Raw genomic sequence first — 22,410 nt, forward strand, 5'->3', positions numbered from 1 at the left:
CCCCGGCACCCACCACGGGAGCCGGGGCCTTCGCCGTGCCGCGGGGCGCCATGTGTGTGTACCGGACGCCGCGGGCTGTGCGATGCGGGTGTCAGCCGCCCGTCACCGGGCGGGCCGTGGAGGCGGCGCCGCGCGTGGTGCGCTCCGTGTGCGGCGGCCGGCGGCTCCCGGTCGGCGTCCCCGGGGCGCGCTCGGCACGGGCGGTGTGCGGGCCGGGCGCCAGATAGACCGGCGCCCGGGGGGAGCGGGAGGGAAGGCCCGCCTCCCGGGCCGCGACCTCCTCCTCCGCGGCCGTGGGGCGCGAGGGCAGCAGCACCGGGGCCTCGACCGGCGTGACCGGCACGGCCGCTCCGGCGGCCCGGCGCTCCCGCCAGCGGTCGCGCAGGTCCAGCAGCCAGGTCTCGGCGCGGGCGATCAGCGGCTCGAACCAGGGCAGGGCGAGCAGGATCAGCAGGCCGGCGGTCCAGCCGAGCACCACGTCGCTCAGCCAGTGCGTACCGAGGTAGACGGTCGACATGCCGACGCCCAGCGAGGTCACCGCCGACAGGGCGGACAGCCAGCGGCGGGCTCTCGGGGTGGAGGCCAGGTAGGCGAGGATGCCCCACGTGACCACGGCGTTCGCGGTGTGACCGCTCGGAAATATATCGCCGCCGAGCCACATCTCGTTCGAGCCGATCGTGGTCGCGTAGTGCGGTCCGAGACGTCCCATGCCGAGCTTGGCCGCGCCCACGGTCACGTTCAGCAACAGCAGGGAGACGCCGAGGGCGAGCAGCGGGCGCAGGGTGTGCTGGCGCCAGGAGCGCCAGCCCAGCCACGCGGCGACCATCACGGCGGTGGGGCCGCGCTGGCCCAGCACCACGTAGTAGTCGACGAAGGCGTGGATCTCGGCCCACTGCTGGTACGGGCGGAAGAACATGACCTGCCAGTCCAGCCGGACCAGCCACGAGGTGACGACGACGGCCCACACGATGGCCCCGTAGAAGGCGAGGGCCGCCGCGAACAGCACGACCCGGTGCGGGGTCATCCGCGGCACATCGATGTGGGCCGGGCGTTCGGGCTCCCGGTCCAGCCTGGCGAAGACCCGGTCCAGACGGGTCAGCTTTGGTTCGGTACACACCCAATCGACGTTACAGCGAGTGAGCGGGGTACAACGGCGATTCCCCGTCTTTGTGATGACGATGTGATGTGGCATTCCTCTCAGCGGGGCTGCCAATTCCTGTGAATCGCCAATCGGCAGGCGTTCTCTCCTTCAATTCCATTGATCGCCGCGGCCCTTTGTTATTCGCGCCTTATGAATTCGTTCATCGGAGCCTCGGGTGACCTTTGCCCGCCGATCACCCTCCGGGGTGGGCCGGACGGGGGGCCGGTACGGCCGATGGTGTGGCGTACGCCACAGAGGTGCGGCGGAGCTCTGAGAGGTCCGCCACTCGGCGCCCTCGTGGACTCGCGTACTCTGACGAGTCACTCGCCCTTCGTCGCGCGGGCCGGAGACACACCGCTTGCTCCGGCCGAGTCTCGGGGAGTCCCCACCCCGTGAGCCCGCCGGGGCGAGGGAACATCTGGGAGGTACGTACATGTCCGGGACGACCACGGCCGCCGCTGCGCTGCGCCGTCGGGCGGCCGGGGCCGGTGCCAACCGCTGGGTCGTCCTCGTCGTCCTCTGCGTCAGCCTGCTGCTGGTCGCCGTCGACGCCACCGTCCTGCACGTGGCGGTGCCCGCCGTCACCGAGGACCTCCGGCCCGGCGCGATAGAACTGCTCTGGATCGTCGACATCTACCCGCTCGTCTGCGCCTCGCTGCTGATCCTCTTCGGCACGCTCGGCGACCGCGTGGGCCGCAGACGGGTGCTGCTCCTGGGGTACGGCCTCTTCGGCCTCGCCTCCGGGCTGGCCGCCCTCGCCCACGATCCACAGGTGCTGATCCTCGCCCGCGCGCTGCTCGGCGTCGGCGGCGCCATGATCATGCCGGCCACCCTGTCCCTCCTGCGCCAGGTCTTCCCCGACCGGCGCGAACGCGCCCTCGCCATCGGCATCTGGAGCGCCGTCGCCGCCGTGGGCGCGGCGGTCGGGCCCCTGCTCGGCGGCTTCCTGCTGGAGCACTTCTGGTGGGGCTCGGTCTTCCTCGTCAACATCCCGCTGATGCTGGTCAGCCTGCCGGTGGGACGCCTGCTGCTGCCCGAGTCGAAGGGTGACGGCCGGGGCCCCTGGGACGTCGTCGGCGCCCTCATGGCGGCGGCCGGACTCTTCGGCGTCGTGCTGGGCGTCAAGCGGCTCGGCGGCGGGGAGCCCGTCGTCAGCGCGCTCACCCTGGCGCCGCTCCTGGCCGGCGCGGCCCTGCTGGTCCTCTTCGGGCGACGGCAGCGGCGGCGCACGTACCCGCTGGTGGACCTCCGGATGTTCGCTCGGCCCGCGTTCAGCACCTCCGTCGGGTGCATCGTGCTGGCCATGCTCGCCCTGGTCGGCCTCGAACTGATCGCCGCGCAGTACCTCCAGCTGGTCCTCGGGCTGTCCCCGCTGGAGACCGGGCTGCGGCTGCTCCCGCTGACCTTCGCCGCGATGGCGGCCGGCCTCGCGGGGGCGCGGATGCTGCGCCGGTTCGGGCCACGGGCCATGGTGTGCTTCGGCTTCTGCCTGACGGCCGCCGCCGTGGTGCTGCTGACGTTCATGGGACGGACCGACAACTCCGCCCTCATGGTCGCCGGTTTCATCCTGCTCGGCTTCGGGCTGGAGACGACGCTCTTCGGGGCGTACGAGTCGATGCTCTCCGAGGCGCCGCAGGAGCAGTCAGGCGGCGCGGCGGCCATCGGCGAGACGTCCTACCAGCTGGGCGCCGGCATCGGCATCGCACTGCTCGGCAGCGTGATGAACGCGGCCTACGCCCCCGGGCTCAGCCGCGTCGACGGCGTACCCGCGTCCGCCTCCTCGTCCGCCTCCCACTCCCTGGGTGAGGCCTACGAGGTCGCCACGCAGCTCGGCGGCCGCGCGGGCCTGGCCCTGCGGCACGCGGCCCGCGACTCCTTCGTGCACGGGCTGCATGTGACGCTCCTCGTCAGCGCCGGCCTGCTGCTGCTCGGGGCCGTGATGGCGCTGCGCCTGCCCCGCGTCATGCAGTGCGAGGCCCCGCCCGTGGAGCTGCCCAAGCCGCGGGAGGCCGTGGAGCCCCGCGTCTCGGCCTGAGGCTGGTCCGCGCGGTCCCGGTGCGCACTGGACGTGCGGGGGAGCGCGTCGTAGCGTCGGGCCAGTCGATGATGATGAGCGGTGCTAGTTTTCGTGCTGCCGGAGGGTGTCCCATGTCCGCGTCCGTGAAGTTGCCCCCGTTCGACCCCGCCGACCCCCTCGGCATCGACGACCTGCTCGAACCCGAGGACCTCGCGGTCCGGGACACCGTGCGGCAGTGGGCGGCGGACCGGGTCCTGCCCCATGTCGCCGAGTGGTACGAGAAGGGCGAGCTGCCCGAGATCCGGGAGCTGGCGCGGGAGCTCGGCGGGATCGGCGCCCTCGGGATGTCCCTCACCGGCTACGGCTGCGCCGGCGCCTCCGCCGTGCAGTACGGCCTGGCCTGCCTGGAGCTGGAGGCCGCCGACTCCGGCATCCGCTCCCTCGTCTCCGTACAGGGCTCCCTCGCGATGTACGCCATCCACCGCTTCGGCAGCGAGGAGCAGAAGCAGACCTGGCTGCCCCGGATGGCCTCCGGCGAGGTCATCGGCTGCTTCGGGCTGACCGAGCCCGACCACGGCTCCGACCCCGCGTCCATGCGCACCTACGCCAAGAAGGACGGCGCGGACTGGGTGCTCAGCGGCCGCAAGATGTGGATCACCAACGGGTCCGTCGCCGGGGTCGCCGTCGTCTGGGCGCAGACCGACGAGGGCATCCGCGGATTCGTCGTGCCGGCCGACAGCGCCGGGTTCTCCGCACCGGAGATCAAGCACAAGCTGTCGCTGCGGGCCTCCGTCACCAGCGAGCTGGTCCTGGACGACGTACGGCTTCCGGCCGACGCCGTACTGCCGGAGGTCGTCGGGCTGAAGGGCCCGCTCAGCTGTCTCTCGCACGCCCGGTACGGGATCGTGTGGGGGGCCATGGGGGCGGCGCGGTCCTGCTTCGAGGCCGCCGTCGACTACGCGAGGACGCGGGAGCAGTTCGGCCGGCCGATCGGGGGCTTCCAGCTCACCCAGGCCAAGCTCGCCGACATGGCGCTCGAACTGCACAAGGGGATTCTGCTCGCCCACCATCTCGGGCGGCGGATGGACGCCGGCCGCCTGCGTCCCGAGCAGGTCAGCTTCGGCAAGCTCAACAACGTCCGCGAGGCCATCGACATCTGCCGTACGTCCCGGACGATCCTCGGTGCCAACGGGATCTCGCTCGAATACCCGATCATGCGGCACGCGACCAACCTCGAATCGGTGCTCACCTACGAGGGCACCGTCGAGATGCACCAGCTCGTGCTGGGCAAGGCGCTCACCGGGCTGGACGCCTTCCGGTGAACCCCGTGCGGGGCAGGGCCGGTGAGCGGCCCTGCCTCAGCTCTGGTTGTAGAAGCCGTCCGCGCGGTGCGCCGCCGGCTCGCCGCTGACGATCTCGGTGTCGGCCGGGGACAGCAGGAACACCCGGTTGGACACGCGGTCGATCGAACCGCGCAGACCGAAGATGAGCCCCGCCGCGAAGTCGACGACGCGCTTGGCGTCGGCGGGCTCCATGGCCGTGAGGTTCATGATGACCGGGACGCCCTCCCGGAACAGCTCGCCGATGGCGCGGGCGTCCCGGAAGCTGTCCGGGGTGACCGTGCCGATGCGGCGGCCCTTCTCCTCGGCGACGTCCGTGGCCACCTTGACCCGCGGGTCGGTGACCCAGGCATCCCCGGACTCGGTCCCTTCGGAGTAGTCGTCGTCGTAGTAACGCTCGTCATCGTTGTCGTCAACGAGGCCCAGCCAGGCACTCGCCTTGCGCACCGATCCCATGGACGCCTCCTCTCACAGCGGTCTTTCTTTCCATTCCGCATCCCTATGGTCATCCATGATGCGGACGTCGCGCCAAGTGGATAGACGCCGCGCGGGGGGTTTGTGACGGTACTGGTGCACAGCGAATCCGTCGAGAGTCCGTGTCCCCCAAGGGGCGTGCCACAAACGGCTGCTGACTGTGAGTGAAATATGATTCTTCGCGGCGTCCGGGTGATCAGGGGTGCGTCCGGGTGAACGACGCGCCCGGGGGAAAGGCACGGACGGCCGGTACGATGCGGCAGCTCGGCACAGCGGAACAACCTCGGGGGAGTGTCATGTTCGGAATGGTCAGGCCCTGCCGGCATCGGCTCGGAGAGCGGTTCACCGGTGAATGGATGGCGCATCTGTGCGGGCTGTGCCTCGCGCTGCGCGGGGACCACGGGCAGCTGGCCCGGGTGGTCACGAACTACGACGGGCTGCTGATATCCGTCCTGACGGAGGCTCAGTCCGACCCGACCGGAGCGCTGCGGCGTACGGCGGGGCCGTGCCCGCTGCGGGGAATGCGCACCGCGTCCGTCGCTCAGGGTGAGGGCGCCCGGCTCGCCGCCGCCGTCTCGCTGGTGCTCGCCTCGGCGAAGGTGCGTGACCATGTGGCCGACGGGGACGGGCTGCTGGCCCGCAGGCCGGTGGCGCTCGCCGCACGGCGGGTGGCCGCGGGCTGGGGTGCGGCGGGGCTGCGCTCCGGCTCCGCCGTCGGCTTCGACACGGGCGTCCTCGTCGACGCCGTCGACCGGCAGCTCGGCATCGAGACGCTCGCCGGGCCCGGCACGCCGATCCTGACCGTCACCGAGCCGACGGAGACCGCGACCGCCGCCGCCTTCGCGCACACCGCCGTCCTCGCCGGGCGGCCGGGCAACGCCGGGCCGCTGGCCGAGGCGGGGCGGCTCTTCGGGCGGCTGGCGCACCTCCTGGACGCGGTGGAGGACCTGGCCGCCGACGCCGAGGCCGGTGCGTGGAACCCGCTGACCGCGACCGGGACCTCGCTCGTGGAGGCGCGGCGGCTCGCCGACGACGCCGTGCACGGCGTCCGGCTGGCGCTGCGCGAGGTGGAGTTCACCGAGCCCGGGCTCGCGCATCTGCTGCTCGTGCACGAACTGCGCCGCTCCGTGGACCGGGCGTTCGGCACGACGCCGGTCTGCTCCTCCCATCAGCCGGGCCCGTACGGGCAGCCACCGCAGCAGGGGCCGTACGGCGCGCAGCAGAACCCGTACGCCGGTGGCGGGAATCCGTACGCCGGGGGCAACCCCTTCGCCGGGGGCGGGGGAGTGCCCGGTGGGGGTGGGGGAGGCTTCGGCGGCTTCGGTGGCGGTCCGGCACCGCAGCCCCCGAAGGGGCGGCGCGGGTTCTGGGCCGGCTGCGGGATGTTCTGGCTGCTGTGCTGTACCTGCAAGCTGTGCTGCGCGAAGGAGTACGAGGGCCCCTGGTCCCGGAAGAAGCGCGAGGGCTGCTGCCGTGACTGCGACTGCGACGGGTGCGACTGCTGCTGCCCCTGCGACGGTTGTTAAGGGGGAGCGAGGGTCGTTCGCCCGGATCAGGTGAGGGCGTGGGCATCATCCGGAGGGGCTAATTCCGGCCACGCGGTGGACGGCGGAGGCGTGCGCGGGAGCGGGGCCGGCGGGTCGATGCGCGGCGGGGCGCGTGGCGCGGGAAGTCCCGGGGGCGTGCACGCCGGGTGCCGGAGTGGGGTGCCGGGCGTCGGCCGGTGCCCCGCCGCGACCATGGCCCGCGCCCCTCTTGTGCGGGCGCCGGGTGCCTCGCCGCCCCCTTGTGGACCGCTGGGGGCGCAGGGGGGCGCAACCTGCGCTGACCGGCGCCGATGGGGACAGCCTCGGCCAAGACGTGCACATCGTTCAAATGTTGACGGCCGAAAGGCACCCTTGTGCCGACCGGTCGTTCGGCCGAATACTCCCCTCAGCGCTTGTCAGGGGCACGGCATGTTCGGAACCCGGACATCCGGCCCGCTGACTGCGCCTCACCGGCCCCGACCCCACGCGGGCCCCCGACTTCCCTTGGAGGGAACGAAACGTGAGGATCAAGCGCACCACTCCCCGCAGCGGCATCACCAGACGGACCCGGCTGATCGCCGTGTCCTCCGGACTCGTCGCCGCGGCGGCGTTCGCGATCCCCAACGCGACCGCCGCGGAAACCCCCACCACCTTCAGCGCGTCCCAGCTCAAGAGCGTCAGCGGCTCCGTGCTGAAGGCCGACGTCCCGGGCACCGCCTGGGCCGTCGACAGCAAGACCAACCGCGTGACGGTGACCGTCGACAGCACGGTCTCCCAGGCGGAGATAGCGAAGATCAAGGAGCAGGCCGGGTCCAACGCGGACGCGCTCATGATCAAGCGCACCCCCGGCAAGTTCCAGAAGTTCATCCAGGGCGGCGACGCCATCTACGCGAGCAGCTGGCGCTGCTCGCTCGGCTTCAACGTCCAGGACAGCAGCGGAAACCAGTACTTCCTGACCGCCGGCCACTGCACCGACGGCGCGGGGACCTGGTACTCCAACTCCGCCCGCACCACGGCGATCGGCTCGACCGCCGGTTCCAGCTTCCCGGGCAACGACTACGGCATCGTGCGCTACACCGGCTCCGTCAGCCGGCCCGGCACCGCCAACGGCGTGGACATCACCCGCGCCGCCACGCCGAGCGTGGGCACGACCGTCATCCGGGACGGCTCGACCACCGGTACGCACAGCGGCCGGGTCACCGCCCTCAACGCGACCGTCAACTACGGCGGCGGCGACATCGTCTCCGGCCTGATCCAGACCACGGTCTGCGCCGAGCCCGGCGACTCCGGCGGTTCGCTGTACGGCAGCAACGGCACGGCGTACGGTCTGACCTCCGGCGGCAGCGGCAACTGCACCTCCGGCGGCACGACCTTCTTCCAGCCGGTCACCGAGGCCCTGTCCGCCTACGGCGTCAGCGTCTACTGACCGTCGTGCCGGCACGGCACATGTGAGGTCCGCCCGGCATCGGGCCGAGCCCCCGCACGCGATCCGCGTGCGGGGGCTCGTCGTTGTGCCCGCACACCCGAGGAGCGATTTCAGGACAGGAGTAGACCTCACCCGCTGCTGATGCCCCGCTCGCTCGCGGTGTTTGCTGTGCGAACACGGCAGGCGTGACTGTGCATGGTCAAAAGTTGGGGGGTGAGTGCGTGCGTTCTGTGCCCGTCCTGAAGTCGACCTTGTGTGCTCCTGTCGAACATAGGAATAGTGAGGCGTGTTCAACCGGCGCGGGTGTGGCTTTTGTTGTGAGTCGCCCCCGTGGCCGTACGCCTTCCGGTCCGACGAGGTCCCCACAACCTCCCGGGCCGACCCCCCCACAGGAGGACGTGAGTTGAAGCACCGACGCATACCCAGGCGCCGTGTCGCCGTGGCAGGTGCGGGCATCGCCGCGCTGGTCGCCGCGGGAGTGACCTTGCAGTCCGCGAACGCGAGTGAGACGCCGGAGGCGTCCGCGCCGAAGACCCTGTCGGTCGGCGCGGCCGGAAAGCTCGCCTCGACGCTCGTGAAGGACCTCGGCGCCGACGCCGCGGGCACCTACTACGACGCCGAGGCCAAGAGCCTCGTGGTGAACGTCCTCGACGAGGCCGCCGCCGGCGCCGTCGAGGCGGCCGGCGCCCAGGCGCGGGTCGTCCAGAACTCGCTCGCCGAGCTCAGAAGCGCCCGCACCACGCTGCGGAAGGACGCCACCATCCCGGGCACCGCCTGGGTGACGGACCCGACCGCCAACAAGGTCGTGGTCACCGCCGACCGCACGGTCTCCAAGGCCGAGTGGGCCAAGCTCACCGAGGTCGCGGGCAAGCTGGGCGCCACGGTCGAACTGAAGCGCTCGAAGGGGGAGTTCAAGCCCTTCGTCGCGGGCGGTGACGCGATCACCGGTGGCGGTGGGAGGTGCTCGCTCGGCTTCAACGTCGTCAAGGGCGGCGAGCCGTTCTTCCTGACGGCCGGCCACTGCACCGAGTCCATCTCGACCTGGTCCGACTCCAGCGGTCAGCAGATCGGCACCAACGCGGACTCGAGCTTCCCGGACAACGACTACGGCCTGGTCAAGTACACGGCCGACGTCGACCACCCGAGCGAGGTGAACCTCTACAACGGTTCCGCGCAGGCCATCAGCGGTGCCGCCGAGGCCACCGTGGGCATGTCGGTCACCCGGAGCGGTTCGACCACCCAGGTGCACGAGGGCAAGGTGACCGGCCTGGACGCCACCGTGAACTACGGCAACGGCGACATCGTCAACGGGCTGATCCAGACCGACGTCTGCGCCGAGCCCGGCGACAGCGGCGGCTCGCTGTTCTCCGGCGACAAGGCGGTCGGCCTCACCTCCGGTGGCAGCGGTGACTGCACCTCCGGCGGCGAGACCTTCTTCCAGCCGGTGACCGAGGCGCTGTCCGCCACGGGTACCGAGATCGGCTGACGCCTCTGCACGAGAGCCCCGCCCCCGCTGTCGGGGGGCGGGGCTCCTCGCCGTCTGGTCACGGGGTGCCGGCGGTGTCCGCCCGGTCCCGCTCCCGGCCCCGCAGGACCGCCATCAGCAGGGCGACGGCCACGCCGCCGACCGCCCACGCCGACATGACCAGCAGGGAGCCCGTGGAGTCGTTGCCCCGGAAGTAGGCGATCGAGCGGGCCGCCCAGGTGCCCGCGCCCGGGGGCAGGGCGGGGCCGATGTCCTTCCAGAACGGAGGGAGCAGCGGGGGCGGCAGGGCGCCGCCCGCGCTCGGGTTGCCCAGGATCACCACGATCAGGATGGCCAGGCCGATGCCGGCCAGACCGATGAGGGACTGGAAGGCGAGGGTGGCCGCGCCGACCGCGAAGACGGTCAGGGCGCCCAGGCCCCACAGGGCGGGGACGCCGCCCGGGAGCGCGCCGAGGATCGGCCCGACGATCAGGGCGCCGCCGAGTCCCGCGACGGCGGCGACGACGGCCATCGCGAGGAGGCGGATCAGGGTGCGCCGTGGGGTGGGGCGGCGGGCGCCGGAACTGATCGTCATGATCGACGCGCACAGATAGCCGCCCACGCACCAGCCCACGACCAGGTAGAACGACGTGAGCCCGTTGGCGTCCTGGGGGTCGGCCGGGACCACGTCGACCGTGCGCAGGGTGCGGCCCTGCGTCCGCTCCAGGTCGGCGAAGACCGTCGTCAGCGTGAGGGCCAGGACCTTCCCTCCGCCGCTGGCGACCAGGAGGGTGTCCCGGGTGCCGGCCGGGTCGATCACCAGGGCGCCGTCGATGTCGCGGTTCAGGATCTGGGCGCGGGCGGTCTTCGCGTCGGGGAGCGCGCGGGGGTCCAGGGGGCTGCCGGGCAGCCCGGCCAGCCGGTCCACCGTCTGTCCGGCGACCGCCGGGGGCGCCACGACACCGACGGGGACGTCCTTGGGCTTCGGGTCGTGGAGCGCGCCGACGTAGGACGTGATGAAGAGCAGGCTGAGGGCGAGCACGCCGGCCACGAGCAGGGTGGCCCGGGGGGTGACGGCCTCCTTCACCTCGGCGAGGAAGGGGACGGGCTGCGTCATGCCTCCACGGTCCGTGGGCGGCGGCGTCCGCGCAGGTGGGGGAGGCCCGAACAGGTGTCGTACGGGTGTTCGATAAGGGGGTCGAGATGGTCTATGGTGAGGGAGTAGGGAACTGATGTTCGAGGGTCGATCTCGGGCCCGCGAGGGAGGTGCGTGTGTCGGGCTTCACGCATCTGCGCACCGTCTCCGGGTTCTCCCTGCGGCACGGCGCCTCCCATCCGGAGCGGCTGGCCGAGCGGGCCGCCGAGCGGGGCATGGACGCCCTGGCCCTCACCGACCGCGACTCGCTCTCCGGTGCCGTCCGCTTCACCAAGGCCTGCGCCGCGGCCGGGGTGCGCCCCCTGTACGGCGTGGAGCTCGCGGTGGAGGAGGCCGCGCCGCGCGGGGAGACACCGGGGCGCCGGCGGACCCCGGTGCGCGGCGGCGCGTTCGTCGACGAGCCCGCGCAGCGGGTCACCTTCCTCGCCCGGGACGGGGCCCGCGGCTGGGCCGACCTGTGCCGGCTGGTCTCCGCCGCCCACCGCGGCGACGGCCCGCCCCTGCTGTCCCGGGCGGACAACCGGGGCGACGGGCTGACCGTCCTGCTCGGACCCGCGTCCGACGTGGGCCGCGCGCTCGCCGCCGGCCGCCCCGACCGGGCGGCCCGGCTGCTCGGGCCCTGGCGGGAGGTCTACGGCGACGCCCTGCGGCTGGAGGCCGTGTGGCACGGGCGCCAGGGCACCGGGCCGGGGTCGCTGCGGCTCGCCGCCCGGACCGTGGGCTTCGCCGCCGAGCAGCGGGTCCGGCCCGTACTGAGCAACGCCGTGCGGTACGCCGACCCCGGCCTCGGACCGGTCGCCGACGTGCTGGACGCCGCCCGCCGGCTCATGCCCGTCGACGCCCTCGGGGAACGGGACTCCGGTCAGGCCTGGCTCAAGGGCCCCGAGGAGATGGAGCGGGTCGCCGAACGGATCGTGGAGGCGGCGGGCTTCCGGCCCGACACCGCCCGGCGGCTGCTGGAGCAGACCGCGGCGACCGCCGCCGAGTGCCGCGTCGACCCGGAGGACGACCTCGGCATCGGCACCGTCCACTTCCCCGAGCCGTATCTCGTCGGCGCCGGCCGGCGCACCGCCCAGCGGGCGCTCGCCTCCCGGGCGGTGGCCGGAATGGTGCGGCGCGGCTACGACGGGCGGCGGGCGTACTGGGAGCGGATGCACCACGAGCTGGACATCATCGCCCACCACGGGTTCGCCTCCTACTTCCTGACGGTGGCCCAGGTCGTCGACGACGTGCGGGCCATGGGGATCCGGGTGGCGGCCCGGGGGTCCGGCGCGGGCTCGCTCGTCAACCACCTGCTGGGCATCGCGCACGCCGACCCCGTCGAGCACGGGCTGCTGATGGAGCGTTTCCTGTCCAAGCGGCGGCTGGTGCTGCCGGACATCGACATCGACGTGGAGTCCGCGCGACGGCTGGAGGTGTACCGCGCGATCATCGACCGGTTCGGGAGCGAGCGGGTGGCGACCGTCTCCATGCCGGAGACCTACCGGGTGCGGCACGCGATCCGGGACGTGGGCGCGGCCCTGTCCATGGACCCGGCCGACATCGACCGCATCGCCAAGTCCTTCCCGCACATCCGGGCCCGGGACGCCCGCGCGGCCCTGGACGAGCTGCCCGAGCTGCGCCGGCTGGCCGGGGAGCGGGAGCGGTACGGCAGGCTGTGGGAACTGGTGGAGGCGCTGGACGCCCTGCCGCGCGGCATCGCCATGCACCCGTGCGGCGTGCTCCTGTCCGACGCCACCCTGCACTCCCGGACGCCCGTCGTGCCGACCAGCGGCGAGAGCCTGCCCATGTCGCAGTTCGACAAGGAGGACGTGGAGGACCTCGGGCTGCTCAAGCTCGACGTGCTCGGGGTGCGGATGCAGTCGGCGATGGCCCACGCGGTCGCCGAGGTGGAGCGGGCCACGGGCGAGCGGATCGACCTGGACGGGGTGCCGGACGGCGACCCGGCGACCTACGGGCTGATCCGGTCCACCGAGACGCTCGGCTGCTTCCAGATCGAGTCGCCGGGCCAGCGGGACCTCGTCGGACGGCTCCAGCCGGCCACCTTCCACGACCTCGTCGTGGACATCTCGCTCTTCCGGCCCGGACCGGTCGCCGCCGACATGGTGCGGCCGTTCATCGAGGCCCGGCACGGACGGGCGCCGGTGCGCTACCCGCACCCGGACCTGGCGGAACCGCTGCGCGACACGTACGGGGTCGTCGTCTTCCACGAGCAGATCATCGACATCGTGCACCTGATGACCGGCTGCGGACGGGACGAGGCCGACCGGGTGCGGCGCGGGCTCTCCGACCCGGAGTCGCAGGCGCGGATCCGGGTGTGGTTCGCCCAGCACGCGGCCGCCAAGGGGTACGACGCGGAGACCATCGGGCGGACCTGGGAGATCGTCGAGGCGTTCGGGTCGTACGGCTTCTGCAAGGCGCACGCGGTCGCCTTCGCCGTGCCGACCTACCAGTCGGCCTGGCTGAAGGCCCACCACCCGGCCGCCTTCTACGCCGGGCTGCTCACCCACGATCCCGGGATGTACCCGAAGCGGCTGCTGCTGGCGGACGCGCGGCGGCGCGGGGTGCCGATCCTGCCGCTGGACGTGAACGTCTCCGGCGTCACCCATCGGATCGAACTGGTGTCTGATTCAGGGGTGTCCGGCGGCGCCTGGGGGCTGCGGCTCGCCCTCTCCGACGTGCACGGCATCAGCGAGGCCGAGGCGGCCCGGATCGCGGCCGGGCAGCCGTACGCCTCCCTGCTCGACTTCTGGGAGCGGGCCCGCCCCAGCCGCCCGCTCGCCCAGCGGCTCGCCCAGGTCGGCGCGCTGGACGCGTTCGGCGCCAACCGGCGTGACCTGCAACTGCATCTGACCGAACTGCACCGGGGCGCCCGGGGCGGCGGCGGGGACCAGCTCCCGCTGGCCGGCGGCCGGCGGACGGCCCCGGCCGGGCTGCCGGACCTGACCTCGGAGGAGCGTCTCAGCGCCGAGCTGGGGGTGCTGTCGATGGACGCGTCCCGCAATCTCATGGACGACCACCGGGAGTTCCTCCAGGAGCTGGGCGTGGTCGGCGCGCGCCGGCTGCGGGAGGCGCGGCACGGGGAGACCGTGCTGGTCGCGGGCGCCAAGGCGGCCACCCAGACCCCGCCGATCCGGTCCGGCAAGCGGGTCATCTTCAGCACGCTCGACGACGGGACGGGCCTGGTCGACCTCGCCTTCTTCGACGACTCGCACGACGCCTGCGCCCACACCGTCTTCCACTCCTGGCTGCTGCTGGTGCGGGGCGTCGTGCAGCGGCGCGGGCCGCGCAGCCTCAGCGTCGTGGGCTCTGCCGCCTGGAACCTCGCGGACCTGCTGGAGGTGCGCCGGCGCGAGGGGCTGGAGGGCGTCGCCGCCCGGCTGGCCGGTGACGGCGGCCCCGGTGACGGCCCGGGCGCCGACGGCGAGGGAGCGGCGCGCCGCCGGCTCGCCGGGTCGGAGGGGGCACCCGCGCCGGCCGGCTCCGCGGCCCAGGACCGCATGGAACGGCAGCGGACGATCCGCATGTCCACGGGGTACGAGATGCACCCCTGGGCCGATCTGCGTCCCGCGGGCGAAGGGCCCGCGGGTGGACGGAAGTTGTGGCACCAGAGTCCGGGGAGTGCGGGATGACCATCCTCTGCGTACGTTTCCAGCTGCCGACCGGGGACGGGACGGCCCTGCCCGGGCTGCTCGGACTGCTGGAGGACTTCACGCCCGTCGTCCAGGCGCTGCCCCCGGATCTGGCGCTGGCCGATCTGCGCGGCGCCGAACGGTACTTCGGCCGGGACGCCGTCGAACTGGCGTCGGTGATCCGGGTGCGGGCCCTCGCCCACCACGGGGTCGACTGCGCGATCGGCGCGGGCCCCGGACCGATGCTGGCCCGCGTGGCCCTGCGGGACGCCCGGCCCGGCGTGACCGGCGTGGCTCCCGCCGAACCGGACGCCCTCGCGGAGTTCCTGGCCGGGCGGCCCGTCGCCGCGCTGCCCGGCGTCGGCCCGGCCACCGCCCGCACTCTCGACGCGTACGGCCTCGGCACCCTCGGCCAGGTCGCCGCCGCGCCCCTGTCCACCCTCCAGCGGCTGATCGGCGTCCGGGCCGGCCGGGACCTGCGCGAGAAGGCGAACGGGATCGACCGCGGCCGGGTCGTCCCGAACGCCGTGTCCCGCTCGCTGGCCGCCGAACGCCCCTTCCCCCGCGACGAACTCGACCCCGGACGGCACCGCCGCGCCCTGCTCTCCGCCGCCGAGGAACTGGGCGCCCGGCTGCGCGCCCTGGACAAGGTCTGCCGCACCCTCACCCTCACCGTGCGCTACGCGGACCGGTCGTCCACGACGCGCAGCCGCACCCTGAGCGAACCGACGGCCCACTCGGCGGCGCTGACCGCGACCGCCTACGGCCTGTACGAGGCCCTGGGCCTCCAGCGCGCCCGGGTCCGGGCGGTCGCGCTGCGCGCCGAGGGCCTCGACCCGGCCGAACGGGCCTCGTACCAGCTCACCTTCGACCCGGTGGACGAGAAGGCGCGCCGTGTCGAGGAAGTCGCGGACCGGGTGCGGGCGAAGTTCGGGGCGCGCGCCGTGGTGCCGGGGGCGCTGGCCGCGTGACCCTCAGCGGGCCCACGGGGGTGCGATGCGCGTCCCGTCCGCGAGTTCGGCCTCCAGGCCGACGAGCGTGGTCACCCAGGTGATCGCGGGACGCGCGCCCGGGTTCTCGACGGTGAGGGTGGCGCCGGCGTTGACGATGAGCGTGTCGCCCGCGGTGACGCGGGTCGTCTCCCCGTCGAGGGTGACGCGCAGTTCACCGTCGAGGACGTGCAGGATCTCCTCCTTGCTGACGGTGTGCGCGGGCGCGCGGGTGCCGGCGGGCACCTCGCCGCGCCAGGCGCACAGCTCCCTGCTGCCGGTGAGCGGGGTGGCGTACGAGACGAAACGGGCGCCGTGCATCTCGTGCACCACGGCGTCGGACGGACGGACGACGGGCATGACGGACTCCTTCACATTGGTCAAGTTGCTTGACTACATGGTCAAGCAGCTTGACCAATTGCGCAAGGGTGTTTCAATGCCTGCGTGCAGAACTCCGACGCCATGGCCCTGTCCGCCGCCCTGCTCGCCGCCGCCGGCGACCTCACCCGGCGCATCCACGACGGCGTGGTCGCCCGGGGCTTCGAAGGGCTGCGGCCCGCGCACGGGTTCGCGTTCGCCCGGCTCGCCCCGGACGGCGCCACGGTCACCGAGCTCGCCGCCCACCTCGGGGTCACCAAGCAGGCCGCGAGCCAGCTCGTCGACGAGATCGTCCGCAAGGGCTACGCCGAGCGCCGGCCGCACCCCGGTGACGCGCGCGCCCGGCTGATCGTGCTCACCGAGCGGGGGCGGGCCTGCACCCGTGCCGCCGAGGAGGCCGCGGCGGAGGTTGTGGGGACCTGGGCCGAGGAGCTGGGCGAGGGTGACCTGCGGGCTCTGCTGCGCGGGCTGACGCGCATCGCCTCCGACGGGCCGGTCCGTCCCGGTTGGTGACGTTCTGTCAGGGGCACTATCAGATCCCCCGGTTACCACTGGAAGTTTTTACCGACGCGTAACTTCCCACTGGTGCTACTCGCCCGTAACTTGACGAGTGAACAGCATCCTTCGTGATCCGGATCACAGGGCGCAAGGCCGTCGCACCTCCCCCCTGAGCCGCGAGGAGATCACCCGATGCTGCCCTGGAAACGAGTGCTCAGACCGCTGGCCGCACTGCTGCTGACCGCCGCGGTCGCCGTCGTCCCCGCCACCGCCGCCCACGCCGCCCCCACGGCGGCGGCACCCAGCAGCGGCTGGAACGACTACTCCTGCAAGCCCTCCGCCGCCCACCCCCGCCCCGTCGTCCTGGTGCACGGCACCTTCGCCAACTCCGTCGACAACTGGCTGTTCCTCGCGCCCTACCTGACCGACCGGGGCTACTGCGTCTTCTCCCTCGACTACGGCCAACTGCCGGGCGTGCCGCTCTTCCACGCCCTCGGACCCATCGACAAGTCCGCCGAACAGCTGTCGGCCTTCGTCGACAAGGTGCTCGCGGCCACCGGCGCCGCCAAGGCCGACCTCGTCGGCCACTCCCAGGGCGGCATGATGCCCCGCTACTACCTCAAGTTCCTCGGCGGCGCTCCCAAGGTGAACGCCCTCGTCGGCATCGCGCCCAACAACCACGGCACCACCCTGTCCGGGCTCGCCAACCTGCTGCCGTACTTCCCCGGCGCCGGCGACCTCCTGAACGCCGCCACCCCCGCCCTCGCCCAGCAGGTCGCCGGATCCGACTTCATGAACCGGCTCAACGCGGGCGGCGACACCGTCCCCGGGGTGCGCTACACCGTCATCGCCACCAGGTACGACGAGGTGGTCACCCCGTACCGCACCCAGTTCCTGTCCGGCTCCTCCGTGACGAACGTCCTCATCCAGGACAAGTGCGCGATCGACCTGTCCGAGCACGCCCTCGTGGGCCTGACCGACCGCATCGCCTTCCACGAGGTGGCCAACGCGCTCGACCCGGCCCACGCCACCCCGACCACCTGTGCGTCCGCGATCAGTTAGCGGCTGACCGCGGACACACCGCCGGGGCCTGACCGGCCTGAGCCGCCGTTCAGGCCCCGGAACCCAGGGGGCGTCCTCCCGGGGTCAGCGCCGGGCGCCGCCCGCCGCCCGCCGGCGCACCGACGCGAACAGGACCGCCGAACCCAGCGCCAGCGTCGCCGCCCCGCCCACCGCCAGATACCCGGTGGAGGCGTCCCCTCCCGTCTCCGCCAGGTTCTCCCCGGCGCTCGCCGCCTTCGGCCGGTTCGCCGCGACGGACGGCGCCGCTTCGGCAGCGGCCGGCTCCGCCGACGTGCGGGCGTCCTGGTCCCCGTGCCCGCCGTGCTCGACCGTCGACTTCTCCGTACCGGCCTCGATCTGCTCCTCGGAGGGCGCGGACGCGCTGGGTGCCGCCGACGACTCGGGAGCCGTCGGGGAACCGCCGCCCGCGGTGCCGCCACCGCCGCCGCCGAAGGTGACGTCCGAGCAGGAGTAGAACGCCTCCGGGCTGTCCGAGCGCTGCCACACCGCGTAGAGGACCTGCTTGCCCGACCGCTCGGGCAGCGTGCCGGAGAACGTGTAGAAACCGCCCTCCGCCACCGGGTCGACGGCGCTCGCCACCGGGTGGGCCAGATCCAGGTCGCCCCAGGCCAGCGGCTTCGACGGGTCGTAGCCCTGCTTGGTGACGTACACCTTGAAGGTGCCCTTGTGGGGGGCCGTGACCCGGTACTTGAAGGTGTACGACCCGCTGCTCACGCTCGTCGCCGGCCAGTCCGCGCGGGCCAGGTCGAGCCCTTTGAACTCCTCGTGGCCCGCGCTGCACAGCCTGCCGTCCGGGATCAGCTCCTGGTGCCGCCCGCCGGCGTCCCCGATGCGGATGCCGTTCCAGTCGTACAGGGCCTGGGTGCCGCCGGCCGCGACGGCCGCCTTGCAGGCGGCGGACTTCGGGCTCTCCGGGCCCTCCGCGTAGCACTGCGAGACCCGGCTGACCGGGTCGCCCATCGACCCGTGCGCCGAGGCGGGCGCGGCGGCGAGTGCGGTCAGGGCGAGCGGCGTCAGACCGAGCGCGGCGACGGCGGCGGCCTTGCGGCGTGCGGGCATGGCGGATCTCCTCAGGGGCCTGGTGCAGGGGGTGAATCCCGTGGGGGCGATCAGAAGTTAGCCCGTACGAACGGCGAAATCGCCTGCCGGAGAGGCGTGATGGCGATCTTTAGGGTCGCCTTAAGGAACCGCTCAGCCTGGGATCAGGTAGCTACCGTCGTCCCATGACGAGCGAGCAGATCCGGCCGGCCACCGCCGCCGACGTGCCGGCCGTGAAGGCGGTGACCGAGGCGGCGTTCACGCCGTACATCGAGCGCATCGGGGTGGTCCCCGTGCCCATGGAGGCCGACCACGCGGCGAACGTGGCCGCGGGGAAGGTGTACGTGACGGGGCGGCCCGTCACGGGACTGGTCGTGGTCGAGGCGCACCCCGACCATCTGTACCTCGACACGGTGGCCGTGCACCCCGACGCCCAGGGGCAGGGTGTCGGGGGACGGCTGCTGCGGTTCGCCGAGGCACACGCGCGTGCGCTCGGCCTGCCCGAGGTCAGGCTCTACACGAACGCGATGATGTGGGAGAACCAGAAGATCTACCCGAAATACGGCTACGAAATCGTCGAGCGGCGCGTGAGCGGTCCCTACGACCGCCTGCACTACCGCAAGCGGCTCGGCTGATCCGGTCCGGTACGGCGGACGGCGCGCCGTCTCAGCTTTCCGGCCACCAGGTGCGGGCGATGTCCTTGCGGATCTCGGGTCGTCCCGACGGGGACTGCTCCGCCTCCTCGCGGACCTTGCGGGCATCCGACTTCTTCAGGGGCTTCTGCACGGTTGTCCGGCGCATGGCTGCCTCCTTCAGTGCAGTGCCTACCGTGTTCCGCGTTGGCACGGAGGTAGACGCGTCCGGGGAGAGTTCCTCATCGCCGCAGGTCCTGTCAGTGGCGGCCGTCACGAATCCCGTTGTCAGTGGCGGGTGTCACGCTGGGGCGATGACCAACGGTGAACAGCCCCTCAGCAGCCCGTACACGGACTGGGACGCCGCCGCGCCCGCCTTCGACGACGAGCCCGACCACGGCCTGCGCGACCCCGAGGTGCGGCAGGCGTGGGCGGACCGGCTGCGCTCCTGGCTGCCCGCGCGCCCCGGCGACGTCCTCGACGTCGGCTGCGGCACCGGCAGTCTGTCGCTGCTCGCGGCCGAGCAGGGACACCGGGTGACGGGCGTGGACCTGTCCCCGGCGATGGTGGAGCGCGCCCGCGCCAAGCTCGCCGGACGTGACGCGGTGTTCCTCGTCGGTGACGCGGCGGCGCCGCCGGTCGGCGAGGACCGCTTCGACGTCGTGCTCGTCCGGCACGTCCTGTGGACGCAGGCGGACCCCGCGCGCGTGCTGCGGCACTGGGCGGGGCTGCTGCGGCCCGGGGGACGGCTGGTGCTGGTGGAGGGCGTGTGGGGCACGGTCAGCCCGGTCGGCATACCGGCGGACCGGCTCACCGGCCTGCTCGCGCCCCTCACCGGGGACGCCCGCGTGGAGCAGCTGTCGGGCGACGCCCGGCTGTGGGGGAGGACCGTGACCGACGAGCGGTACGCGGTCGTCGCCGTCCCCGTACCCGGCGTCTAGCACCCCGTCCGGCACCGGCCTCTAACCGAGCAGCGACTCCAGGCCGCCCTCGCCCCTCGCGCGCGCCTCCAGTTCGTCCAGGGCGGCGACCGCCGCGGCGGCGGCCTCGGGGTCCGCCTCGGTCAGACCGCTCTCGGCGAACTCGTCCTCGTCGAGCCGGCGCACCTCGGCCCCGTCGGCCGAGCACCACAGGTCCAGGTCGAGGTCCTCCACCACCAGCTCGCCGCCGGACCGCGTGGCCGGGCGGGTGACGTCGCAGTACCAGCCCTTGCGGGCACCCGAGGCGGCGCGGACCTCCTTCACCGAGTACCAGCGGTCCCGCCAGTAGTACTCGGTGAAGACGTCGCCCGGCTCGAAGCGCACGAAGCCGAAGTCGCGGACCCCGGAGCCCGCCCACGGGGCGCGGACGGCGACCCGGACGCCGTCGTCGTCCAGCAGCTCCGCCGCGTAACGGATCTTCGTACGCCCGCCCTTGACGAGCACCACGTCCAGCCGGACGGGCCGGTCAGCCGAGTTCGCGGACATACCGCACCTCCGTCGCACGGATCTCGTACCCGAACCGGCGGTTGATCGCCAGCATGGGTGCATTGTCGCTGTCGTTGCCGGTCAGCGCCTCCTCGTACCCCGCGGCGCGGGCGCGGTGCAGCGAGTGGCTCTTGACCAGCCGGGCCAGGCCCCGCCCGCGGAAGGCCCGCGCGGTCCCGGTCATGGCCGTCGCGTAGCGGGCCGTGCCGTCCGTGTGGGCGAGGCTGAACGCCACGGGACGGCCGTCGGTCACCGCGACCGTGGTGAGGTCGAGGTCGAGGAGGGGATGCCGCCAGGTCTCCCGCAGCCACGCCTCGTAGTCGGTGAACTCGGCCGGAACATCGCTCGGTTCGTCCGCGGTCACCTCGGTGTCCAGCAGGAACAGCGGGCGCGGGTCGTCCGCGAAGTCGGCCGCCGTGCGCAACTCCACGCCGGTCGGCGGGTCCAGGGGTGGGGGCGGCGCCCCGCCGCCCAGGTCCAGGCGCAGGAAGTGGGAGGAACGGCTGGGCCGGTAGCCGCGGCGCCCGGCGAACGCCCGGTGCCCCGGCTCGTCCAGGACCCAGGAGAACAGCCTCGTCGCGCCGCGCGCCGCCAGGTGCTCCTCGGCGACCCGCACCAGCAGCCCGCCCGCGCCGCGCCCCGTACGGTCCGGCCGCACATAGATGTTGAGGTACCCCTGACCCGGCTCCGGGCTGTCGTACGCCAGTCCGGTCTGGGCCGTGCCGATCGTCTCGCCGTCCTCCTCCGCCACCAGGGAGCGGTAGTGGGCGTCGGGGTGCGTATGCCTCTGGTGGTGGCGGACCGCGTCCTCGTTCCACAGCATGTGCGGAAGGGCGAGACGCCGGCAGTGGACGAACCGCCCGACGTCGCCCGGGTCTTCGATACGGAGGTCGCGCACGATCACGGTCATGGCGCGCACGCTAGACGGGGACCTGCCGGGGGTGCCTCCCATTTTCCGGCGGGTACGGGACAATCGGCCTGTGACCTTGAAGATCCACATCGACGACAGTGCCGTCGCGCCGTACGAGCAGGTGCGGGCGCAGATCTCCGAGCAGGCACGGTCGGGGGTGCTGCCGGTGGGCCACCGGCTGCCGACCGTGCGCGGGCTCGCCCAGTCGCTGGGGCTGGCCGCCAACACCGTCGCCAAGGCGTACCGGGCGCTGGAGAACGACGGGGTGATCGAGACACGGGGACGCAACGGCACCTTCGTGGCCGCCGCCGGCTCCGCCGCCGAACGGGAGGCCGCGTCGGCCGCCCAGGGCTACGCCGAGCGGGTCCGCAGGCTCGGCCTCGACGAGGACGCGGCGCTCGAGGCCGTACGGGACGCACTGCGGGCGGCCTACGAGGACTGAGCCGCCTCCTGGGCCGGGCGCAGCAGGCGCTCCGGCGTCCGGGTCGGCTCCCGGCCCGCCCGGCGCGCCGCCCGCGCGAACGTCATGGCGTCCTCGACCGCCGCGCCCGTCGGGTCGTTGTTGAAGTACGCGTACACGTCCTCGCCGGCGGACCAGGTGCCGGCAAGGCGCCGCACCCAGGTCTCCAGCGCCTGCCGGCCGTAGTGCGGCCAGCGCCGGGCGCGGCCCACGTGGAAGCGGACGTACCCCCAGTCAGCGGTGCGCCACAGCGGGGTCACCGGGCGCGACCCCACGTCGGCCCAGCACAGGGCGGCGCCCCGGGCCTCCAGGACGTCCCGGGTCACGGACGTCCACCAGCTGTCGTGCCGGGGCTCCACGGCGACCCGGACGCCGGCCGGGAAGCACGCCAGACAGGCGTCCAGCAGCCCGGCGTCCGCCCGCAGCGTGGGCGGCAGCTGCAGGAGGACCGGGCCCAGCCGGTCGCCGAGGCCCTCGGCGTGGGTCATCAGCCGGTGCACCGGCTCCTCGGGGTCCTTCAGCCGCTTGATGTGGGTCAGATAGCGGCTCGCCTTCACCGCGACCACGAAGTCGCCGGGCACCCGCTCCCGCCACGCCTCGAAGTTCTCGCGCGACGGCAGCCGGTAGAAGGCGTTGTTCAGCTCGACGGTGGCGAAGTGGGCCGTGTACTCCTCCAGCCACCGCCGCACGGGCGCGTCCGCCGGGTACAGGACGCCCCGCCAGTCCCGGTACTGCCACCCCGAGGTGCCGACGAACAAGGTCATATGTCCATCAAAGCA

At 73.2% G+C, this 22,410-nt stretch carries 21 protein-coding genes; 12 read left to right on the forward strand and 9 right to left on the reverse strand.

Translation table 11 applies throughout. The annotated features are described in order from the left end of the window. Positions 1-91: 91 nt before the first annotated feature. Entirely contained in the window at positions 92-1,117 is a 1,026-nt protein-coding gene (locus ACFV46_RS26810) for a phosphatase PAP2 family protein (protein WP_361931959.1), read from the reverse strand. A gap of 457 nt (positions 1,118-1,574) precedes the next feature. Between ACFV46_RS26810 and ACFV46_RS26815 the strand changes: the two genes are divergently transcribed. Both ACFV46_RS26815 and ACFV46_RS26820 read left to right on the forward strand, forming a co-directional pair. Further along, complete coding sequence (locus ACFV46_RS26815) at positions 1,575-3,176, forward strand: MFS transporter (protein ID WP_361931956.1); 1,602 nt, start codon at positions 1,575-1,577, stop codon at positions 3,174-3,176. 113 nt (positions 3,177-3,289) lie between these two features. Next, the gene (locus ACFV46_RS26820) at positions 3,290-4,480 is read left to right on the forward strand and encodes an acyl-CoA dehydrogenase family protein (protein WP_361931953.1); all 1,191 of its coding nucleotides are present in this window, start codon (positions 3,290-3,292) and stop codon (positions 4,478-4,480) included. Between the two features lie 36 nt (positions 4,481-4,516). On the opposite strand, the gene ACFV46_RS26825 is transcribed toward ACFV46_RS26820, so the two are convergent. Further along, positions 4,517-4,954 carry a cell division protein SepF gene (locus ACFV46_RS26825; RefSeq protein ID WP_115506258.1) on the reverse strand — a complete coding sequence of 146 codons (438 nt, stop codon included), beginning with the start codon at positions 4,952-4,954 and terminating at the stop codon, positions 4,517-4,519. 314 nt (positions 4,955-5,268) lie between these two features. Here ACFV46_RS26825 and ACFV46_RS26830 point away from each other — a divergent pair, with 314 nt between their 5' ends. The 3 genes from ACFV46_RS26830 (at position 5,269) to ACFV46_RS26840 (ending at position 9,410) form a co-directional block, all read left to right on the forward strand. Continuing rightward, a complete protein-coding gene (locus tag ACFV46_RS26830; protein ID WP_385500058.1) occupies positions 5,269-6,498 on the forward strand; it encodes a DUF5685 family protein in 1,230 nt (409 codons plus the stop codon). A gap of 520 nt (positions 6,499-7,018) precedes the next feature. Next, positions 7,019-7,924, forward strand: coding sequence for a S1 family peptidase (locus ACFV46_RS26835; RefSeq protein WP_376729653.1), 906 nt, complete (start codon positions 7,019-7,021; stop codon positions 7,922-7,924). Between the two features lie 403 nt (positions 7,925-8,327). Then, positions 8,328-9,410 (forward strand): S1 family peptidase, encoded by a 1,083-nt coding sequence (locus tag ACFV46_RS26840; protein ID WP_385500060.1) that lies wholly within the window; start codon positions 8,328-8,330, stop codon positions 9,408-9,410. A gap of 58 nt (positions 9,411-9,468) precedes the next feature. Here ACFV46_RS26840 and ACFV46_RS26845 read toward each other — a convergent pair whose 3' ends face one another. Beyond that, on the reverse strand, positions 9,469-10,506 hold the full coding sequence (locus ACFV46_RS26845) for a DUF3533 domain-containing protein (RefSeq protein WP_361931941.1): 1,038 nt from the start codon (positions 10,504-10,506) through the stop codon (positions 9,469-9,471). Between the two features lie 155 nt (positions 10,507-10,661). Between ACFV46_RS26845 and ACFV46_RS26850 the strand changes: the two genes are divergently transcribed. Next, the gene (locus tag ACFV46_RS26850; protein ID WP_385500063.1) at positions 10,662-14,177 is read left to right on the forward strand and encodes a DNA polymerase III subunit alpha; all 3,516 of its coding nucleotides are present in this window, start codon (positions 10,662-10,664) and stop codon (positions 14,175-14,177) included. After that, positions 14,174-15,148: a hypothetical protein gene (locus ACFV46_RS26855; protein ID WP_385500065.1), complete on the forward strand. Its 975-nt coding sequence runs from the start codon at positions 14,174-14,176 to the stop codon at positions 15,146-15,148. The genes ACFV46_RS26850 and ACFV46_RS26855 overlap by 4 nt, the downstream gene beginning before the upstream one ends. A 3-nt stretch (positions 15,149-15,151) precedes the next feature. Here ACFV46_RS26855 and ACFV46_RS26860 read toward each other — a convergent pair whose 3' ends face one another. After that, the gene (locus tag ACFV46_RS26860; RefSeq protein WP_151788029.1) at positions 15,152-15,526 is read right to left on the reverse strand and encodes a cupin domain-containing protein; all 375 of its coding nucleotides are present in this window, start codon (positions 15,524-15,526) and stop codon (positions 15,152-15,154) included. A gap of 84 nt (positions 15,527-15,610) precedes the next feature. Here ACFV46_RS26860 and ACFV46_RS26865 point away from each other — a divergent pair, with 84 nt between their 5' ends. After that, complete coding sequence (locus tag ACFV46_RS26865; RefSeq protein ID WP_385500067.1) at positions 15,611-16,057, forward strand: MarR family winged helix-turn-helix transcriptional regulator; 447 nt, start codon at positions 15,611-15,613, stop codon at positions 16,055-16,057. A 177-nt stretch (positions 16,058-16,234) separates the two neighbouring features. Further along, positions 16,235-17,104: an esterase/lipase family protein gene (locus tag ACFV46_RS26870; RefSeq protein WP_376729657.1), complete on the forward strand. Its 870-nt coding sequence runs from the start codon at positions 16,235-16,237 to the stop codon at positions 17,102-17,104. Positions 17,105-17,188: 84 nt separating this feature from the next. On the opposite strand, the gene ACFV46_RS26875 is transcribed toward ACFV46_RS26870, so the two are convergent. Then, on the reverse strand, positions 17,189-18,184 hold the full coding sequence (locus ACFV46_RS26875) for a lytic polysaccharide monooxygenase (protein ID WP_385500068.1): 996 nt from the start codon (positions 18,182-18,184) through the stop codon (positions 17,189-17,191). A gap of 164 nt (positions 18,185-18,348) precedes the next feature. Here ACFV46_RS26875 and ACFV46_RS26880 point away from each other — a divergent pair, with 164 nt between their 5' ends. Continuing rightward, a complete protein-coding gene (locus tag ACFV46_RS26880) occupies positions 18,349-18,798 on the forward strand; it encodes a GNAT family N-acetyltransferase (RefSeq protein ID WP_385500070.1) in 450 nt (149 codons plus the stop codon). A gap of 31 nt (positions 18,799-18,829) precedes the next feature. Here the strand turns inward: ACFV46_RS26880 and ACFV46_RS26885 are convergent, their stop codons facing one another. Continuing rightward, entirely contained in the window at positions 18,830-18,964 is a 135-nt protein-coding gene (locus ACFV46_RS26885; RefSeq protein ID WP_385500073.1) for a hypothetical protein, read from the reverse strand. A gap of 145 nt (positions 18,965-19,109) precedes the next feature. Here ACFV46_RS26885 and ACFV46_RS26890 point away from each other — a divergent pair, with 145 nt between their 5' ends. After that, positions 19,110-19,736: a class I SAM-dependent methyltransferase gene (locus ACFV46_RS26890; RefSeq protein ID WP_385500074.1), complete on the forward strand. Its 627-nt coding sequence runs from the start codon at positions 19,110-19,112 to the stop codon at positions 19,734-19,736. 21 nt (positions 19,737-19,757) lie between these two features. Here the strand turns inward: ACFV46_RS26890 and ACFV46_RS26895 are convergent, their stop codons facing one another. Next, the gene (locus ACFV46_RS26895) at positions 19,758-20,261 is read right to left on the reverse strand and encodes a DUF402 domain-containing protein (RefSeq protein ID WP_361931917.1); all 504 of its coding nucleotides are present in this window, start codon (positions 20,259-20,261) and stop codon (positions 19,758-19,760) included. Continuing rightward, positions 20,242-21,171: a GNAT family N-acetyltransferase gene (locus ACFV46_RS26900; RefSeq protein WP_385500076.1), complete on the reverse strand. Its 930-nt coding sequence runs from the start codon at positions 21,169-21,171 to the stop codon at positions 20,242-20,244. Before ACFV46_RS26900 ends, ACFV46_RS26895 begins: the two co-directional genes overlap by 20 nt. 70 nt (positions 21,172-21,241) lie before the next feature. Here ACFV46_RS26900 and ACFV46_RS26905 point away from each other — a divergent pair, with 70 nt between their 5' ends. After that, complete coding sequence (locus ACFV46_RS26905; RefSeq protein ID WP_361931911.1) at positions 21,242-21,613, forward strand: GntR family transcriptional regulator; 372 nt, start codon at positions 21,242-21,244, stop codon at positions 21,611-21,613. Here the strand turns inward: ACFV46_RS26905 and ACFV46_RS26910 are convergent. Beyond that, positions 21,601-22,395: a DUF72 domain-containing protein gene (locus ACFV46_RS26910; RefSeq protein ID WP_361931908.1), complete on the reverse strand. Its 795-nt coding sequence runs from the start codon at positions 22,393-22,395 to the stop codon at positions 21,601-21,603. The genes ACFV46_RS26905 and ACFV46_RS26910 overlap by 13 nt on opposite strands. Between the last annotated feature and the right edge of the window lie 15 nt (positions 22,396-22,410).

It is taken from the genome of Streptomyces sp. NPDC059852, from assembly GCF_042731455.1.
Lineage (GTDB): Bacteria > Actinomycetota > Actinomycetes > Streptomycetales > Streptomycetaceae > Streptomyces.

Coding starts and splice junctions, on each gene's coding strand:
- ACFV46_RS26880 (WP_385500070.1), top strand. CDS start 18,349: ATGACGAGCGAGCAGATCCGGCCGGCCACCGCCGCCGACGTGCCGGCC.
- ACFV46_RS26895 (WP_361931917.1), bottom strand. CDS start 20,261: ATGTCCGCGAACTCGGCTGACCGGCCCGTCCGGCTGGACGTGGTGCTC.
- ACFV46_RS26910 (WP_361931908.1), bottom strand. CDS start 22,395: ATGACCTTGTTCGTCGGCACCTCGGGGTGGCAGTACCGGGACTGGCGG.
- ACFV46_RS26825 (WP_115506258.1), bottom strand. CDS start 4,954: ATGGGATCGGTGCGCAAGGCGAGTGCCTGGCTGGGCCTCGTTGACGAC.
- ACFV46_RS26845 (WP_361931941.1), bottom strand. CDS start 10,506: ATGACGCAGCCCGTCCCCTTCCTCGCCGAGGTGAAGGAGGCCGTCACC.
- ACFV46_RS26870 (WP_376729657.1), top strand. CDS start 16,235: ATGCTGCCCTGGAAACGAGTGCTCAGACCGCTGGCCGCACTGCTGCTG.
- ACFV46_RS26890 (WP_385500074.1), top strand. CDS start 19,110: ATGACCAACGGTGAACAGCCCCTCAGCAGCCCGTACACGGACTGGGAC.
- ACFV46_RS26855 (WP_385500065.1), top strand. CDS start 14,174: ATGACCATCCTCTGCGTACGTTTCCAGCTGCCGACCGGGGACGGGACG.
- ACFV46_RS26900 (WP_385500076.1), bottom strand. CDS start 21,171: ATGACCGTGATCGTGCGCGACCTCCGTATCGAAGACCCGGGCGACGTC.
- ACFV46_RS26820 (WP_361931953.1), top strand. CDS start 3,290: ATGTCCGCGTCCGTGAAGTTGCCCCCGTTCGACCCCGCCGACCCCCTC.
- ACFV46_RS26885 (WP_385500073.1), bottom strand. CDS start 18,964: ATGCGCCGGACAACCGTGCAGAAGCCCCTGAAGAAGTCGGATGCCCGC.
- ACFV46_RS26860 (WP_151788029.1), bottom strand. CDS start 15,526: ATGCCCGTCGTCCGTCCGTCCGACGCCGTGGTGCACGAGATGCACGGC.
- ACFV46_RS26875 (WP_385500068.1), bottom strand. CDS start 18,184: ATGCCCGCACGCCGCAAGGCCGCCGCCGTCGCCGCGCTCGGTCTGACG.
- ACFV46_RS26815 (WP_361931956.1), top strand. CDS start 1,575: ATGTCCGGGACGACCACGGCCGCCGCTGCGCTGCGCCGTCGGGCGGCC.
- ACFV46_RS26830 (WP_385500058.1), top strand. CDS start 5,269: ATGTTCGGAATGGTCAGGCCCTGCCGGCATCGGCTCGGAGAGCGGTTC.